This window comes from Halobacteriovorax vibrionivorans (genome assembly GCF_003346865.1).
Taxonomy (GTDB): domain Bacteria; phylum Bdellovibrionota; class Bacteriovoracia; order Bacteriovoracales; family Bacteriovoracaceae; genus Halobacteriovorax_A; species Halobacteriovorax_A vibrionivorans.
The window spans coordinates 421,532-438,156 of sequence record NZ_QDKL01000003.1 but is presented as its reverse complement, the minus strand read 5'-3'; the positions used below and the strand labels follow the sequence as shown (position 1 = coordinate 438,156).

General features: G+C 35.8%; 20 protein-coding genes. 10 read left to right on the top strand and 10 right to left on the bottom strand.

Annotated elements, in window-relative coordinates; genetic code table 11:
* The first annotated feature begins 182 nt into the window (after positions 1–182).
* Positions 183–635, top strand: coding sequence for a MerC domain-containing protein (locus tag DAY19_RS12840; protein ID WP_115363080.1), 453 nt, complete (start codon positions 183–185; stop codon positions 633–635).
* A 3-nt stretch (positions 636–638) separates the two neighbouring features.
* Here DAY19_RS12840 and DAY19_RS12835 read toward each other — a convergent pair whose 3' ends face one another.
* Both DAY19_RS12835 and DAY19_RS12830 read right to left on the bottom strand, forming a co-directional pair.
* Positions 639–1,700, bottom strand: coding sequence for a tRNA dihydrouridine synthase (locus DAY19_RS12835; protein WP_115363078.1), 1,062 nt, complete (start codon positions 1,698–1,700; stop codon positions 639–641).
* Complete coding sequence (locus tag DAY19_RS12830; protein ID WP_115363076.1) at positions 1,655–2,368, bottom strand: TatD family hydrolase; 714 nt, start codon at positions 2,366–2,368, stop codon at positions 1,655–1,657. Before DAY19_RS12830 ends, DAY19_RS12835 begins: the two co-directional genes overlap by 46 nt.
* A gap of 137 nt (positions 2,369–2,505) precedes the next feature.
* Between DAY19_RS12830 and rpsP the strand changes: the two genes are divergently transcribed.
* The 3 genes from rpsP to DAY19_RS12815 all read left to right on the top strand — a co-directional run bounded on the left by rpsP (position 2,506) and on the right by DAY19_RS12815 (position 3,533).
* A complete protein-coding gene (rpsP, locus tag DAY19_RS12825; RefSeq protein ID WP_115363074.1) occupies positions 2,506–2,754 on the top strand; it encodes a 30S ribosomal protein S16 in 249 nt (82 codons plus the stop codon).
* 57 nt (positions 2,755–2,811) lie between these two features.
* Positions 2,812–3,051 (top strand): KH domain-containing protein, encoded by a 240-nt coding sequence (locus DAY19_RS12820; RefSeq protein WP_021267274.1) that lies wholly within the window; start codon positions 2,812–2,814, stop codon positions 3,049–3,051.
* 113 nt (positions 3,052–3,164) lie between these two features.
* Complete coding sequence (locus DAY19_RS12815; RefSeq protein WP_115363072.1) at positions 3,165–3,533, top strand: response regulator; 369 nt, start codon at positions 3,165–3,167, stop codon at positions 3,531–3,533.
* Positions 3,534–3,536: 3 nt separating this feature from the next.
* On the opposite strand, the gene DAY19_RS12810 is transcribed toward DAY19_RS12815, so the two are convergent.
* Entirely contained in the window at positions 3,537–3,749 is a 213-nt protein-coding gene (locus tag DAY19_RS12810) for a twin-arginine translocase TatA/TatE family subunit (RefSeq protein ID WP_115363070.1), read from the bottom strand.
* A 21-nt stretch (positions 3,750–3,770) separates the two neighbouring features.
* Positions 3,771–4,355 (bottom strand): preQ(1) synthase, encoded by a 585-nt coding sequence (gene queF / locus DAY19_RS12805; protein WP_115363068.1) that lies wholly within the window; start codon positions 4,353–4,355, stop codon positions 3,771–3,773.
* A gap of 64 nt (positions 4,356–4,419) precedes the next feature.
* Between queF and hemH the strand changes: the two genes are divergently transcribed.
* On the top strand, positions 4,420–6,858 hold the full coding sequence (gene hemH / locus DAY19_RS12800) for a ferrochelatase (RefSeq protein WP_115363066.1): 2,439 nt from the start codon (positions 4,420–4,422) through the stop codon (positions 6,856–6,858).
* A gap of 24 nt (positions 6,859–6,882) precedes the next feature.
* On the opposite strand, the gene bfr is transcribed toward hemH, so the two are convergent.
* From bfr to DAY19_RS12785, 3 genes are all read right to left on the bottom strand, one after another.
* On the bottom strand, positions 6,883–7,368 hold the full coding sequence (gene bfr, locus DAY19_RS12795) for a bacterioferritin (protein WP_115363064.1): 486 nt from the start codon (positions 7,366–7,368) through the stop codon (positions 6,883–6,885).
* A gap of 72 nt (positions 7,369–7,440) precedes the next feature.
* Positions 7,441–7,656: a (2Fe-2S)-binding protein gene (locus tag DAY19_RS12790; protein ID WP_115363062.1), complete on the bottom strand. Its 216-nt coding sequence runs from the start codon at positions 7,654–7,656 to the stop codon at positions 7,441–7,443.
* A 105-nt stretch (positions 7,657–7,761) separates the two neighbouring features.
* A complete protein-coding gene (locus DAY19_RS12785; RefSeq protein WP_115363060.1) occupies positions 7,762–8,664 on the bottom strand; it encodes a hypothetical protein in 903 nt (300 codons plus the stop codon).
* Between the two features lie 88 nt (positions 8,665–8,752).
* Between DAY19_RS12785 and DAY19_RS12780 the strand changes: the two genes are divergently transcribed.
* From DAY19_RS12780 to DAY19_RS12760, 5 genes are all read left to right on the top strand, one after another.
* The gene (locus DAY19_RS12780) at positions 8,753–9,886 is read left to right on the top strand and encodes a M14 family zinc carboxypeptidase (protein WP_115363058.1); all 1,134 of its coding nucleotides are present in this window, start codon (positions 8,753–8,755) and stop codon (positions 9,884–9,886) included.
* Positions 9,887–9,904: 18 nt separating this feature from the next.
* A complete protein-coding gene (gene speB, locus DAY19_RS12775) occupies positions 9,905–10,816 on the top strand; it encodes an agmatinase (protein WP_115363056.1) in 912 nt (303 codons plus the stop codon).
* Positions 10,813–12,726, top strand: a complete 1,914-nt coding sequence (gene speA, locus DAY19_RS12770) for a biosynthetic arginine decarboxylase (RefSeq protein ID WP_115363054.1) — start codon at positions 10,813–10,815, stop codon at positions 12,724–12,726. The genes speB and speA overlap by 4 nt, the downstream gene beginning before the upstream one ends.
* A 92-nt stretch (positions 12,727–12,818) precedes the next feature.
* The gene (locus tag DAY19_RS12765) at positions 12,819–13,967 is read left to right on the top strand and encodes a coiled-coil domain-containing protein (protein WP_115363052.1); all 1,149 of its coding nucleotides are present in this window, start codon (positions 12,819–12,821) and stop codon (positions 13,965–13,967) included.
* An 89-nt stretch (positions 13,968–14,056) separates the two neighbouring features.
* Positions 14,057–14,314 carry a hypothetical protein gene (locus DAY19_RS12760; RefSeq protein WP_115363050.1) on the top strand — a complete coding sequence of 86 codons (258 nt, stop codon included), beginning with the start codon at positions 14,057–14,059 and terminating at the stop codon, positions 14,312–14,314.
* On the opposite strand, the gene DAY19_RS12755 is transcribed toward DAY19_RS12760, so the two are convergent.
* From DAY19_RS12755 to DAY19_RS12745, 3 genes are read right to left on the bottom strand one after another with little or no spacing between them, the layout of a single operon-like run.
* Positions 14,294–14,758: an EVE domain-containing protein gene (locus tag DAY19_RS12755; protein WP_115363048.1), complete on the bottom strand. Its 465-nt coding sequence runs from the start codon at positions 14,756–14,758 to the stop codon at positions 14,294–14,296. The genes DAY19_RS12760 and DAY19_RS12755 overlap by 21 nt on opposite strands.
* 12 nt (positions 14,759–14,770) lie before the next feature.
* Positions 14,771–15,646, bottom strand: a complete 876-nt coding sequence (speE, locus tag DAY19_RS12750) for a polyamine aminopropyltransferase (RefSeq protein WP_115363047.1) — start codon at positions 15,644–15,646, stop codon at positions 14,771–14,773.
* A 16-nt stretch (positions 15,647–15,662) separates the two neighbouring features.
* Entirely contained in the window at positions 15,663–16,595 is a 933-nt protein-coding gene (locus DAY19_RS12745; RefSeq protein ID WP_115363045.1) for an adenosylmethionine decarboxylase, read from the bottom strand.
* Positions 16,596–16,625 lie beyond the last annotated feature (30 nt).

Sequence of the window (16,625 nt, the reverse complement as noted above, 5' to 3'; positions counted from 1 at the left end):
TCGATCTTCTTGGTTAAAATCTCAACCGATTCATTCTTGAATGGGTATCAATAATATTACCTTAATACGGTAAACTCATTAGCAAGTATTTTCAACACTTTAATACCCTGAATAATTTAATATTTTCTTGCTTTGGAGTTAAGAATTCTCTATATATACTTATAATAAATAGTTGGACGATTATGGATAATGATATGGAAGAAACAAAAGTAACAAATTTGAACGAATCTGCGGATCGCGCGGGACTTATCGTTTCTGTCCTATGTTGCCTACATTGTATGGCAATCCCTTTATTGGTGATGTTTACGCCTTCAGTGGCAAGTATCTTTGAAAATCCATTAATTCATAGTCTTTCTATCTTCATCGTGGTTCCTGTTGGCCTCTACGCTTTTGTTAAGAATCTTAAGGTTCACTCGGATAAGAGACCTCTTATTATTGGTGTTCTTGGTATGGCGGCCATTTTATTTGGGCATTTTAAGCATCTCTTTCTACTTGCAGAACACGCAGGACATGCACACCATGTTCATACTATCGGTCCAGTTGAAATCGTTGCTTCTATCATTGGTGGACTTGCATTGATTGCTGCCCATATGCTTAATATTAAGCTTTGTCGCTGTCATCACTGCGATCACTAAATATTAATATCTAAGATTTGTTCGAGCTGACATTTTAAGAGAAGAGTTTGACATGAATTGGTCAATGGCCTCTTTGTACTCTTGTAGCGTCTCAAGTTTAAAGAGCTTCTTTGAAAAGCTATGCCCAAAATTAAGCCAGACGTGTCCCACTTTTAGAAAGAAGCGTATTCTCTTTAAAGCATCTTTAAAATCGTAATAACGAAAACAAGCTTCAATATAGGACTTCACAAATTCTCCATATAAGACAGCGTGGGCACTTGGATCTTTATTTATTATTGCTTCTTGGTATTCATTTAGCTGATGTCCACTTTCGTAAGCATATTGTGTAATAATCCAAGGTTTTGCTGTTAAGGCCCTTCCAAGCATAGCGGCTTGGCAGCCAGTTTCTTCAAGCATGCGAGTGATATCTTGAGCTTCTTGAATATCGCCATTGCCAATAATTGGTATATCGATACTTTCTTGAAGAAGCCTAATTTGTGACCAATCTGCACTTCCTTTTCTTTTTTGCTCTGCTAGGCGAGGGTGGAGGATAAGCCAATCTGCTCCACCTTCCTTAAGAGCATGGCAGAATTCAAGTAAGAAGCCCTTATCTGATTGAAGTCCGGCCCTTAGCTTCACTGATACTGGAACAGTGGCATATTTCTTTACACAAGAAACAACTTGGGAGGCATATTTTATATCACCCATTAATGAGACCCCATAATTATGTTTTAAGGCTTTTTTTACTGGGCAACCCATATTTATATCAATTGCTTTTGCTCCCCATTCTTCTAGCTTTGGAATTGAATCTTGAATATATCTTTCTTCGTTACATAGAATTTGGGGATAGAGATTTATATCTTGTTGTGACTTTAGGGTCTCTGGTGTTTCCCCAAGCCTTTGGCCTGGAATTCGACGCGAATTTAGCATCTCTGTTGTCCAAAGTGTTGGTGTATCCTCTGGAAAGTAGGGACGTAGGGCATCTCTTAGGGCCACATGTGAGAGTCCAACCATTGGGGCCAGGAGGGCCTTAAGTTGGACTAGCTCGTTAAATTTGTGCCAAGAAGGGCCTTCAGGTTTTGCCAAATTCTATCCTTTAAATCATCAATCTCTATTTCTTGTTTTTGAGCAAACTTTTCATAGATTGTTTGGATATTAATATCACCTCGCTCATCTGTCTCAAAGAAAATAAGATTCAAATCAATTTTGTGATCAGAGATTGTATGAGCAATCCTTGCGGTTTGAGATTCATAAAAGCGTGGCCCAAGGCTCATGGCAATGCTTCTTTTTTGGCATTCTTGGATATCGCTAAGACTTCCATTAAAGTCGTGTAAGACCCAATTCGAGTGATTTGGGAATTGCTTGTGGAGGCGAAAAATTTCGGACAGGCATTTCACATTATGAATGATAAGTGGTTTTTTAAGCTCATTTGCTAGCTGAATATGCCACTTAAAGACTTCTTCTTGTTGCCTTAGGTCACTATCATCCACGATTGAGCGATCAAGTCCTGCTTCTCCAACCATTAGACAATTACTATCACCACATAATCTCTTTACCTCTTCAAAGCTTGTTCTTGCATCTTCAATCTCCCATGGGTGTACTCCTGCGGAAAAGAATTGGCCCTCTTCAGGTAAGTCATTGATTTTGGGAGAGTAGGAATAAATATATAAGAAGTCTCTATCTTCGCTTTTAGAAGAGCTGTGATGGCCGTGGAGGTCGATAAATTTTGCACTCTGGGATTCTTTGCTTGTCATATGACAGATATTTTAATACATTACCGTTCTAATTAAAAATTTGAAAAAAGATATTGCTTATCTTTTTAAAATCAATTATTTATTTAGAAATATTTAAACTGATTATTATAGCGTTACTATAGATGTAGGAGTACTTAATGTTAACAATTAGATTACAACGCGGTGGTAGAACTCACATGCCTATTTACACAATCGTTGCTGCAGACTCAAGAAATGCAAGAGACGGTAAATTTAGTGAAAAACTAGGTCAATACAATCCACAACTTAAAGAAGGTAACCTTATCGATGTTAAAGCTGAGAGAATTTCTGAGCTACTAGGTAAAGGTGCTACAATTTCTGACACTGTTAGAACACTTCTAAAGAAAAACGAAATTACTCTTAACTAAGAATTTCGATTTTTCTTAAATTAAGCGATAACGGCATTTTTGTAGAAGGAGTTCATGATGAGTGAGTTAAAAGATTTAATCGACACAGTTAGTCGCGCACTAGTTGATATGCCAGAGCAAGTAGAAGTAAATGAAATTGTTGGTGAGCAGACAACAGTTATCGAATTAAAAGTTGATAAGACTGACCTTGGTAAAGTTATCGGTAAGCAAGGTAAAACAGCTCGTGCACTAAGAACAATTCTTAATGCTGCATCAACAAAATTGAAAAAAAGATCTGTTTTAGAAATTATAGAATAATTTACTTGAATCAATAATTTTTATGTTTTAAAAAAGCCTATCGAAAGATAGGTTTTTTTTTGCTCAAAATTGAGCATCTACCAATAAACAAATTTCCAATCCTAGGAGGATGTGTGGAAAGAATTATGAATTCAAAGCGTATTTTACTTGTGGATGATCAGGTTGAGATATTGGAGCTTCTTCAAGATGCACTAATTTCTGAGGGCTATGAAGTTGACGCTTGTGCTGGTGCTAAAGAAGCATTAAACGCTTTAGGAAGTAATCATTATTCTCATATTATTTCAGATTATCAAATGCCTGAGGTGAATGGAATGGAGTTTGCTAGTCAGGCCAGAGGCTTTCTTAAAGAGAATATGCCTTCGTTTATTTTGGCCACTGGTGATTGCACAATAAATGATGATTCTATTAAAGGTATGGGTGTTTCTGGAATTCTTCCAAAGCCTTTTACTCTTAAACAAGTTATTTCAGTGATCCAAGAATAGCTTTTAGCTATTCTTGGTGTCATCTTTCTTATTTTCGCTCTGTTCTGTTATTTTCTTTGCTGTAATCGTTTCTTCGTTTTGCTCTTCTTTTAGTCCTGATTTAAAGCCTGTAATTGCTTTTCCTAGTGATTTACCAAGTTCAGGAAGCTTCTTACCACCAAATAATAGGATGATAATAGCTAAGATGATTAAACTTTCTGTTATTCCAAGACTCATAAAATCCTCTTTTATGCTAAATTAATAAATTTTAGATAAGTCCATTGTATACTTACCTGGGGCATATTCGCTAAACCTTTTTGATCGAATTTCCTTATAAATCTTCTTATTATTGGAATTTGAGGCATATGGATAGATACAAATACCACCACGAGGTGTGAATTCACCAATAACTTCAATGAACTTTGGCTTCATGAGCTTTGTTAAATCGTCACAAATTTTTTGCACACAATCTTCGTGGAAATCTCCGTGATTTCTGAAGCTGAACAGATATAGTTTTAGTGACTTAGATTCCACCATTTTCTTGTCTGCAATATAGTTGATATAGATTCTTGCAAAATCTGGTTGTGCTGTTTTTGGGCATAGAGAAGTGAACTCTGTACAAACAAATGTTGTCCATGCATCACTGCCTGGATTCTTGTTATCAAATGCTTCTAATACTTCTGGAGCATATGTATCTGGATATTGTGTATTTGCGCTACCAAGGGCAAATGCTGTTAGCTCTTCTACGTTACGACCTTTTTTAGGCGCTTTCTTAGTCGTCTTCTTTGTCGCTGCTTTTTTCTTTGTTGCTTTCTTTTTGATAGATTTCTTCGATGCACTCATTTATCGACTCTCTTGAATTATTTTGATAGGTTATAGTCATCTAATTTAACACTATCAAGGACCAATGACAATGCGTCATGAGCAATTAACTTTTCCAGCATCTAAAAAAAATGCAAAGAAAGTCATTAAAGTCGTTCTCGTTCAACTAGGCTCTCCTAAGAGTCCAAAAGTTTCCGATGTACGATCATATTTAAAAGAGTTTTTAGGGGATCCAAGAGTTGTTGATATTAATCCAACTCTATGGAAGATTATTTTAAATCTCTTTGTCATACCATTTAGGCCAAAGCGCTCAGCTGCTTTATATAGCAGGATTTGGGAAGGCAATGAATTTCCTCTTACTCGTATCACACGGGAGTTTACTCATAAGGTAAATGAGTTAACGCCTGAGCATATTGAAGTTGAACACGCTTTTCTACTTTGTGAGCCTAGAGTTGCTGATGTCTATGCGAAGTGGGAAAAAGAATTAGATGAGAGAATGGATCCTGCTCAAAAACTCATCGTTATACCTATGTTTCCACAGTATTCAGAATCAACAATTGCTAGTGGGATAGACTTCCTAGGTAAGCTATTAGGGACAAAGGTTAGGATTCCTAACTTTGAGGTCATTACTAATTTCCATCGTCTCCAAGCTTTTATTGATAACTCTGCAAGACTAATTAATGAAAAGTTAAAAAGTGAACAGATCGATGATTTAGTTATCTCATTTCACGGGATCCCAAAGAGAAGAGTGATTTATAAAAAAGATCCATACTATCAACATTGCTTTGAAACTTTTGAGTTGATTAAAGATCGCGTTTCAGAAATTGATAGCCATCGCATACATTTTACTTTTCAATCAAGATTTGGAAGTGAAGAGTGGTTAACTCCTTATACTGATGATTATGTTTGTGAGCTTGCTAAAAGTGGAAAGAAGAATATCGCTGTTTATTGTCCTGCATTTGTAGCAGATTGTTTAGAAACAGTTGATGAAATTGGTACTGAGTTACAAGAAGAAGTTGAAGAGTTTGGGACAACAATACATGCAATCCCTTGTTTAAATGATGATCAGAAGTGGTCTGAAGGCTTTGCCGATTATGTTGAAACATTATGTGACAAACCTAATGAGGTTGCACAATTAGAATATGAAGTTGAAGAGGAAAAGTATATGGATATGCCAAAAGTTAATATGGAATCAGAGCCTTTAAGTGACAATGCTAAGAAGTCTCTAAAAATTGTGTTCTTAACATTATTCTTAGACCTCGTTGGTTTCTCAATTATCTTTCCATTATTTCCGGCCCTGGCCAAGTACTACTTAACGGTTGATGCTGATAACTTCTTTTTAAAAGCAATCTTTGGCTCAATTGATACACTCACAAATGTAGGAGGAGCAGGAGAGTTTTCTGCTATCGTTCTCTTTGGTGGTGCCCTTGGTGCCTTATATTCTTTATTGCAATTTGTTGCTGCACCAATTTGGGGAACTATTTCCGATCGAATTGGGCGAAGACCAGTTCTACTTATCTCTGTATTTGGACTCTTTGTAAGTTATGTTCTCTGGGCCGTTGCTGGCAACTTTACTATTCTCATTCTTGCGCGTTTTATCGGTGGAATTATGGGAGGTAATATTTCAACAGCGACAGCAGTTGTTGCTGATGTGACAACTAGAAAGAATCGCTCAAAAGGGATGGCCATCATTGGTATTGCCTTTGCTCTTGGATTTATTATTGGCCCTGCAATGGGTGGTATCTTATCTCTTTTTGATTTAACAAAAATGTATCCAGCACTAGAGTCTATTGGAATAAATCCTTTCTCTATGGCCGCCATTGTTGCTGGACTACTTTCATTATTTAATCTTGTTAATTTATTTAATAAATTTGATGAGACATTACCTGAGGAAAAAAGAGGTAAGCATGAGACTGAAAGAAGTGCTAATCCTTTAAAGTTATTTAAGCCTCTTCCATATGAAGGAGTTAATTTAACAAACTTTGGATACTTCTTATTCCTATTAGCATTTTCAGGAATGGAGTTTACTCTAACATTCTTAGCTGCTGAGAGACTAAATTATTCATCAATGGATAATGCTTACATGTTTATCTTTATTGGATTTATTCTCGCAATGGTTCAAGGAGGATATGTAAGAAGAAAAGCTCATCAAGTAGGTGAGAGGAAGATGGCCCTTCAAGGTCTTATTGCAATTATACCTGGACTTGTTCTAATCGGATTGGCCTCTTCAAGTTGGCTAGTTTATGCAGGTCTTTTCTTCTTAGCAATTGGATCATCATTAGTTGTACCTTGTTTAACATCTCTTGTTTCAATGTACTCACCTTCAAATCATCAAGGACATGTTATTGGTGTATTTAGATCTCTAGGTGCTCTTGCCCGTGTCTTTGGGCCTATTATTGCATCTCTTATTTATTGGAGATACAACTCTGCAGCACCTTATTTTATTGGAAGTGTATTTTTAATTATTCCTATTATAATGGTGGCGAAGTTACCTAAGCCTAGTGAAGCAAAAGCAGACTCCTAAGAGTCTGCTTTATATTATGCGGCCTTAGTGGCCAGATGATTTCATTTCGATTTGAGATTGCATATAGTTCTCAACACCAACTTTTTTGATAAGTTCTTGTTGCGTTTCTAGCCAATCAATATGCTCTTCTTCAGAATCAAGAATCTTCGATAGAAGATCACGTGAAACATAGTCTTGCTTCTTTTCACAAAGCTCGATTGCTTCTTTTAATAATGGAATTGTTTCTGCCTCAGTTTCAAGGTCTGACTTGATAATCTCTTCAACATTTTGACCTATTCTGATTCTTTCTAGCTTTTGTAGATTAGGTAAACCCTCAAGGAAGAGAATTCTTTTAATTACTTCATCAGCAAATTTCATCTCATCGATACTTGCTTTGTATTCTAGATGACCGATTTTATCGAGTCCCCAGTCCTCAAGCATGCGTGCGTGAAGGAAGTATTGATTAATTGCTGTAAGCTCTTTTGTAAGAACACCATTTAGTGCTTTTATGACGTCTTGATCACCTTTCATGATTAAACCCTTTCATTAAATTAATAATTGTATGGATTAATGCTATAGAAGAAGTGAATGTGTTTCAAGAAATTATTTTTTTGGTTGAGTTAAGTTTTTCTTTGCCGTCTGTTGACTTGCTTCAGCTTTCTTTTTGGCCGCAAGACCTGAGCTTACTTTTTCAAGTACACAAACACCGCATGAATTACCAATCCCTAACTTATTCATGACTTCTTTTTCGCTCTGACCCTGCTTTATCGCATTGTCTAGCATATCTTGTGTAATGGCGTTACATATACAAATATACATATAAACTGTCTCCTGCTTCTATCTTATCGACAAAAGTTTTAATAATCAAACAAAAAGTTGAGTTGCGATATATTTTTTAGAGCTGCCTAATATGATTTCAATACGTTATACAAGTCTATTGAAATCTGATTTGAGGTATTGAAGATAAGTTTCAATAATATTGGTGGACTTTGACTGCCTTTGTAACAGGTTTGATACCCCTTCAAAGCCTGGTGAACTATTGATTTCAAGAAGCTTTATCATAGCGTTCTCATCTTCTAAGAAGTCGATGGTGATAAAGTGAAAATCAAGTTGTGATTTCATGATGATACTTACCAATTCGTTAATAACCTTAGGTACTTGATTGTCTTTGATTAAACTTGGTAAGGAGTTTTCAAAATTTAGAATATAAAATGGAGACTTCTTATCCAGTGGTCTTTTTTCAAGATATATTAATTTAGAATGTTTCGAATCTAGGCTTTTAAGTACTAGGACACGAATTTCTCTCGTTAGAGGGAAGTAGGGCTGAATAATATAATTGTGATCACCTTTAGCTATAAGGTCTTTGGCATCTTTTTCAAGATCGACGCTTGAATGTATCCCTTTGGCCTTTTGTCCTCTTCGTGTTTTTATAATCCACTTTTTTTGTTCTGGAGAGTCGATAAGTGCTTTTTGATATTCTAACAAACTATAGGTAGCAATTAGGTTTTCATTAGGGATAAGACTTCTTAAATATTCGGCCTGCCGTAATTTATCTCTTAAGGTCCTAGAGCAATTAAGAGAGTTAGTTAAAAGCTGTTTATCTGGCCTGAGTACTTCTTCAATAAACTCTAGATCATTATCTGAATAATTTAGGCCTGTGTTTCGATTGATGATAATATCAGCACTTTTTAGTGTATCTATTTCAAGACTTTTAGGTGAACAAATGTTAATTAGATGACCTTCTTTCTCAATATGATTTTCTAACTGCTTAGCAGCATAGACATTGGGGTTTGTGGTGATAATGAGGAAGTTGATGGCCTTGTGCATAAATAGTCTTTTGACTCGATAAAATATTGATAATATTTGTTAATTATATGATATTATAACACTTTAACAATATGCCCTTTTGGTGATTATGAATTTAGTAAGTAAAATCTCTCTTTTTCTTTCCTTAACTTTAACACTTATTAGCTGCTCAGGTGTTGAGATGCTTGAAATTTCTAATGAGAAGAAAGAGGAGTTAAAAGTTGCGCGAAAGAAAGTCGGGCCCCCAAAGTCTAAGAAGACTGATAAGAGCAAAGATATTTTAGATGATTCAAAATTTACAGATCACTCTCATAAGAATGAATTTGTTAAAGTTGAAAATACGAAGGCCGTTTCAGACTATTGTAATAAGATAGATGAGAAATTTCGTAAGTATGGTTGGGGTAAATCTCATTGTGATTCTTATAAGTGGATTCACGTAAGAAATAGCCACCTAGGTCAGCCAATAATGTGGACTGTTTTTGGTGATGAAGTTGAACACCGTATCGAGCCAAAGAATATGACTCTCGTTTTTTGTGGTGTACATGGGGATGAGATTACACCAATTAAATTCTGCTTTGATATTTTACATCACCTCTATCATGAAGTCGCTACTGTTGAAGGGCAGAAGAAGCTTAAAAATAACTTAGTAGCAGTGGCACCAATTGTTTCACCAGATTCTTTTTTCAAAAGAAGACCTACGAGAACGAATGCTCGTGGAATCGATCCAAATCGCAACTTCCCAACGAAAGATTGGGATAAGAAAGCCTTAAAGCTTTGGAAGACACGCTACCGAGCAGCGAAGAGACGCTATCCTGGAGTTCGTGCAAATTCAGAACAAGAAACGATATTTCAAGTAAATATCATTGCTAGGTATAACCCAGATAAGATTATTACTGTACATGCTCCTCTTACGATTCTCGACTATGATGGCCCAGTTGTAAGTAATCATGTTCATGATGAAGATGGCCTGGCCCTAAAAGCAGAAGAGTTATTAAATGTTATGAGTGAGAAAGCAAATGGCTATCGTGTTAAAAATTATCCCTTCTTTCCTGGAAGCCTAGGCAACTATGCTGGGAATGAAAGGAAGATACCAACTTATACACTTGAGCTGCCTTCAAGTGATAATCGTAACCATAAGAAATATTGGAAGATGTTTCGTGAATCAATCGATTTCGCTCTCTTTCATGCACCCATGACTCGTCGAGAGTTTGCCGCTAATAGGAATAAAGAAAAGTTAGATTAGACTTTTTGGAGAAGTGCAATGTTAAAACTAAAAGGGCCAATCGCGCCTGAAACTCCATATGATATGTCAATTGCTACTGATGAACTTAGAGACTCATCTGTTTCTCTCATCGGTTTTGGCTTTGATGGTACCGCTTGTTTTCGAAAGGGGACTCGCCTAGGTCCTAATGCCCTAAGAGAAGTCTCAGATGGTATAGAAACATATTCACCATATCTTGACTTAACAACTGAAGATTATACTTTCTATGATCTTGGAAATTTGCCAGTAAAAGATCAAACTGAGGCCAGTTGGCAAGAGGCCACGAAATGTTTCGAGGATAACTTTAGTCAAATTAACTTTAAAGAACATGATATCAAACTTATGACTTTAGGTGGTGAGCATTCCATCTCATATGCTCCGATTAAAAAATATCTGAATGATTTTGATGATCTCGTTCTCATACATTTAGATGCCCATGCGGATCTTAGAGATGGTTACTTAGGCTATCATTATTCACATGCTTCAATCATTAAAAGAAGTCTTGATCACTTCAAAGAAGGGCATGAGCTAATTCAATACGGTATTCGCTCTGGAACAAAAGAAGAGTATGAATATATGAATAGTTCTGGATCGATTGCTAAGTCTCGCAAGGAATTTCTTGAGAGAGTAACTAAGATCGACTCGAATAGGCCAATATACTTAACTTTGGATCTCGACTACTTTGATCCAAGCTTCTTTCCTGGAACAGGTACTCCAGAGCCAGGTGGTGAAGATTTTCATTCTTTTATTAGTTTTGTTAAGATCCTAACAGAGAAGAATATTGTTGGATGTGATGTGGTTGAGCTTTCTCCTGAAATTGATTCAACAGGAAATAGTTCTGTATTTGCAGCAAAAGTTGTTAGGGAATTAATTCTTCTTCTAACTTCGAAAACAAAAGGGGCCATAAAATGACAAATGGTACTTGGACAATTGATGATTCAGACCGACTCTATAATGTTAGTAAGTGGAGTAATGGTTATTTTAAAATAGATGAAAGTGGAAAACTTAAGGCAACGCCTAATCCAAAAAAAGATGTCGGAATTCTCATCGATGATGTAATCGAGGATGCTAAAGAGCAGGGCCTAAGCCTTCCACTTGTTATTCGATTCCATGATATTCTTCGCTCTCAAGTAAAGCTTCTCAATCGTACTTTTCAAAAAGTTATTGATGAAGAAGATTACGGTGGAAAGTTCTTTGGGGTTTATCCTGTTAAGGTTAACCAAATGCGAGAAGTTGTTGAAGAAATTGTTGATGCAGGTTCACGATATAATTATGGACTTGAAGCTGGGTCAAAGCCTGAGCTCTTATCTGCTCTAGCATATAATACAAATATCGATTCACTAACTGTTCTTAATGGTTATAAAGATCGTGATTATTTAAGACTTGCTATTTTAGGAACTAAAATTGGGCGTAAGATCTTTGTTGTTATTGAAAAATTTTCTGAACTTAAGATGCTTGTTGAGCTTTCAAAAGAATATGGTGTTATTCCAAATATTGGAATACGTGGAAGAATGACTGTTAAAGGTCGTGGTAAGTGGGAGTCAAGTGGTGGAGAAAAGGCCAAGTTTGGTCTAACGACATCTGAGATTATTCTAGCAATTGAATATTTAAAAAAGCATAAGAAATTAGGTGCACTTAAATTATTTCACTTCCATATCGGCTCCCAAATCACAGATATTCGCTCGATTAAAGAGGCCATTGAAGAAGGCTCTCGTATCTATTGTAAGATGCAAAAAATTGGTGCACCTCTGGAGTATTTTGATGTTGGAGGTGGACTCGGTGTTGATTACGATGGAACAAATTCAACGAATGATTCGTCTATAAATTATTCTATTAGTGATTATATAACAGATATCGTCTACGGCCTTAAAACAGTTTGTGATCTTGAAAATGTTGAGCACCCACATATTATTACTGAAAGTGGCCGTGCTATGACGGCACATCACAGTTGTGTCATTACAAATATTATAGGTGAAATTGATAATACAAAGATTGAATTTTCAACGAAGAAGAAGACAGGAGAGCATCATCTTGTTACTGAGATGAGACAAGTGAAAGATCTCCTTGATAAAAGTAAAAATTGGCAAGAAGCTTATAATGACTCAGTAAAGATTAAGTCTGATTCAATCCATGCTTTCAAACTTGGTATTTTAGAATTAGAAGAGCGTGCAAAGATCGAGACACTTCACTTACAAATTCTTAAGCAGATCAATAATCTTGTTCCTGATGAAGATTTTCAAACCGAACAAATTGCAGAACTTGAAAATAGCTTAAGTGGCCAGTATCTTTGTAATTTTTCTGTTTTTCAATCTGCATGCGATAGCTGGGCAATTGAACAAGTCTTACCTGTTGTTCCATTAACAAGATTAAATGAAAGGCCATCAAAGCGTTCAACTCTTGCTGATATTACCTGTGATAGTGATGGGAAGATCGACCGCTTTTATGACCCAGATGAAGGCTTTAAGAAAACACTTTCTGTACACGAGTTAAAAGAAGGGGAGCAATATAATATTGGTATTTTTCTAACTGGTGCTTATCAGGATGTAATGGGTGATATGCATAATCTTTTTGGCCGCGTAAATGAAGTACATGTATACGCTGATAAGCATGACCCTAAAGGCTTCTATATTGAAGAGACCGTTCCAGGCTCTTCAGCACGTAATGTTTTATCGACGATGCAGTATAATCCAGAATATATGGCGTTTAAGGTTAAAAGATCAATTGATAAACAAGTTGCTAGGGGAACAATTAGACCTCGTGACGGTGTGTCATTAGTTGATTTCTATGAGAGCTGTTTAAAGAGTTATACCTACCTTTCGTAAAAATATTGGTCCCTGATAATTGACTTACTTACTTTAGTGTCTAATAATTATATTAACATTGAAGTTAAAAGAGTTTATCAGGGATCGATAACATGTCATTAAAATTTGATCAAAAATTAAAAGAGGCCACTAAATCAGCTTCTGGAAAGAATACAAATCCAAAATCAAAAACAAATTACTTAATTATCTGTGCATTGGCCTTGCTTACGCATGGAGCGTTAATATATAACTGGTTCTTAAATAGAAACCTTCTGAACTTAATTTTTATGGCCTCTGCCATTGCTTTTGCTATCTTGGCAATTATCCCAATGATCAAAGAGTATTATGCAAAAGTAAGAATCCACAATGATAAAGAGTTACTAAGTTTAGAGCTAGAGCGAATCAATGAAGAACTTTCAGAATTAAAAGAAAGTAAGCATTCGCTTCAAATTAAGCTTTCTCAAGAAATCGAAGATTCAAATCGTTTAAAGTCTGATATTGAAAAAATGGAAGCAGATGATCTAGAAGTTATTGCAGCAAGCGATGATATTAACGATCAATTACTTCTCGTTGAAGATACTAGCAAGTCGCTAGATACTGTTGTTAATTCTTTAATTGATGCTCGTAGAGAGCTTATTGATTTTGAAAAAGAAATGTCTGATAGCTTAAAGCATAAGAAAGATAGTGAGCAGACTCAAGAACAGGATGAGATTAAATTTCATGAACTCTTTGATACATTTATGAATGAGTTTAAAGATATGAAAGATCTTATTTTTCAGCTTAAGACTTTAAGTTTTAGAGTTGATGTACAAGCTTCACTTAGCAATGATAGCGAATTAACTCAAAGTAGTGTCGAGCTTGAAGGGCTAAGTCGTAATTTGGCCAAGTTCTTCAATAATACCATTGGGCTTCTTTCTAATCTCGAACAAGAAGTAAGATCTGGACAACAGGATCTTACAGATCGTCTCACTAGTTGCTTAGAGCAATTTAATTTAGAATTAGAGGCCAAGCAAGATCTAAGCTCTCAGTTGATGGACTTGAAAGAACAGCTAGATAGTGTGAATGAAATTTCTTGTGATAAATTAGATCTTGTTAGAGAGATTCTAGTTGACTCTGTCGTTATTGCTGAAGATGATCTCGATGATCCAAATATTGATGCTGATAGTGAGGAAAGCTCTGTAATTACAGATACTAAAGCCTCTACGGGCCTTGTTTCAAGCTCTCAGGACCCTTTAGTTGAAACAGCTTCATTAATTCAATAAACCGCCAAAATACTCAAATTTAATTTTTACTTAAATTCTACCGATACTCTATTTAGCTTTAATAAAGTTAAGAGGGTATTGGGGAATTTATGGCAGCAGAAGACTTTGGTAATCAAGAAGGTGGTGGAGCAAAGGTTCACCAGTTTGGTGGTACCCACGGCCATAATGATCTCTCACATCTTTCTCTCTATTATAAGCAGCCAATTAAATCATTGCTTGGACGAACGGGAATCGTAATTTTAAGCTTCTTTACAATTGGCCTAATCTTAAGCTTTGCAACTCTTTTTTTGAGTTATACAAGTTTTGGACGTGAGTTTCTTCAAGGTCTAGTTTTTTACATCTTTTAAAATTAGTGTGGCAATCTTTTTAGGGATAGGCATTATTGATAGGCGAGAGCCTTTCTTAACTAGTGGCATCTCATCATATCGTTTATCAGCTTTCATCTCTTTTAAGCTGAGTTGTTTTTCAAACTTTTCTTCAAACTTTATATCAACGAGAAACCATCGCGGTTCTTCTTTTGTTGCCTTAGGGTCATAGTATTTTGAATTCTTATCAAATTGAGTTTTGTCAGGATGTGACTCTTTAACAACTTCTGCTATTCCAACAATCGCTGGCTCTTTACAACTTGAGTGATAAAAAAAGACCTTATCTCCCATTTTGATTTCATCGCGCATGAAGTTTCGTGCTTGATAATTTCTTACACCATCCCAAGATTCAGTTTGCTTGGGCCTTTTGGCAAGGTCATCAATTGAGAAAGCATCAGGTTCACTTTTAAAGAGCCAGTATTGCATGACGATTCCTTATTATGGATTTTGTATTAGTCCTTCAAGATTCTTCTTCATAAAAGTAGGAAGATAGAATGCAGCTTGATGAAGCCCCTCATTATAATAAGAAAACTCTAGGCCACTTGCTGCCACAGCTTCTTTTCTAAAATCATTGATTGGGTGTATGTCGCCTTTAGTTGCAAATGTAAATGACCAAAGCCCACCTGGATAAGTTAGGTTAGAGAAATTATAGATAAATATATTCTTAAAAATATCATTTAAAACACCAAGCATGCTCTTTTGAATCTCTGCTTCAAACCAAGGAGATTCTCCTTGAGAGACAACGATACCGTTATCAGCAAGGCACTTATTTACATTTGTGTAGAACTCTGGTCCAAATAGTGGAGCAGCAGGCCCGATTGGATCTGTTGAGTCGATGATAATGACATCAAATTTCTCATTCGTAGCTTGGAACTCCTGGACAAATTTAACACCGTCACCGATGATAAGATCTAATTTAGGATGACCTTTTAAAACTTCGGCCGTTTGTGGAATGAATTCCATACAAGCTTCGCAAACAGCACCATCGATTTCTACCATCGTACACTTTTCAACTGAAGAGTGACGTAGAACTTCACGTGCTGTACCACCGTCACCACCACCAATAACAAGAACATTCTTTGGATTTGGATGAACAAATAATGGAACGTGAGCAATCATATCGTGATAAGCGATTTCATCTCTTTCTGTTACCATAACTAGGCCGTCGTTAAGAAGCATCTTTCCATGTCCTTTCGTTTCAACAACGTCTACAGTTTGAAATTCAGTCTTCTTAGAGTAGAGAACATTTTCAACTTTGTATCTCATTCCGTAAAAATCTTTATATCTTTCTTCGATCCATAGATTGCTATGCATGGTAACTCCTATTCATTTAAAGTAATTTATAAGGCTTTAGGCGATTTGGGCGTACTTTATAAAAGTGTGAAAAGTACATTATGTAGCCACATTTTAGATAGCTTTCAACTTGGGTTTTAGCTATATAATCTTCTTTCTTAAGATTTAATCCACAGCTTCCATCTTGATTTGGACAGAACTCGATAAAGTCATATGAAATTGGCTCCATTGCTTCGATTAGAACATCTGCAATTTCTTTCATATTGATATCAGTCTCAAAACTAATATATGGGCACTCTTCCTGAGGTGTAATATGACATGTGAAATAATTATCATCTTTGATGGCATTTAGAGAGTAGCCGTATGGATTAAATACGAAATCATCCAATTCAAAACCAGGTAAGATCTTATCAAGTTTTAAAAGTTGGCGAATTTCATCTTTTGTCACACTCTCATTAGTTAGAATTTCTCTCGCTTTACATGAGATTTCATACATAAGTAACTCATGAGTGTGATCATCTGCACTTGGTGCATATTCTTGATCGAGAAAATAGATGAAGTTATGATGATCATCTATATTTCCAAAGCGTAGTGCTTGTCCTGAAAATTTATTTTCTAATAGCTTCACATCATCTGCAAAAGTTGAGTGTTGCATATGAGAGAAGTACTCATTCTTTCTTTGAAAAATTAATTGTTTGATTACATCTTTACCAAAGCGATCTGTGAAGAAGTCGATGGCCTTGATTAAGGTTGTTTGTCCACATGTGATTATCAGCATGCGATCTTTCCAAACAAAAAGCGAGGATTCTGATAAGAGAAATGCTTTTATATTTTCATTATTAATAGTGGATAAAATTGTTGCTTGTGCTTTTTCGACTAATTGAGACCAAAAGTCGTCTGAGATATCCAATAGATTTAAGTTAGGCCCAACAATTATTTCGGCCTTCTTTTCAGAACCTTCAAAAATCATTTACTCTTCCTGTCACTCTTGCAAGTGTTT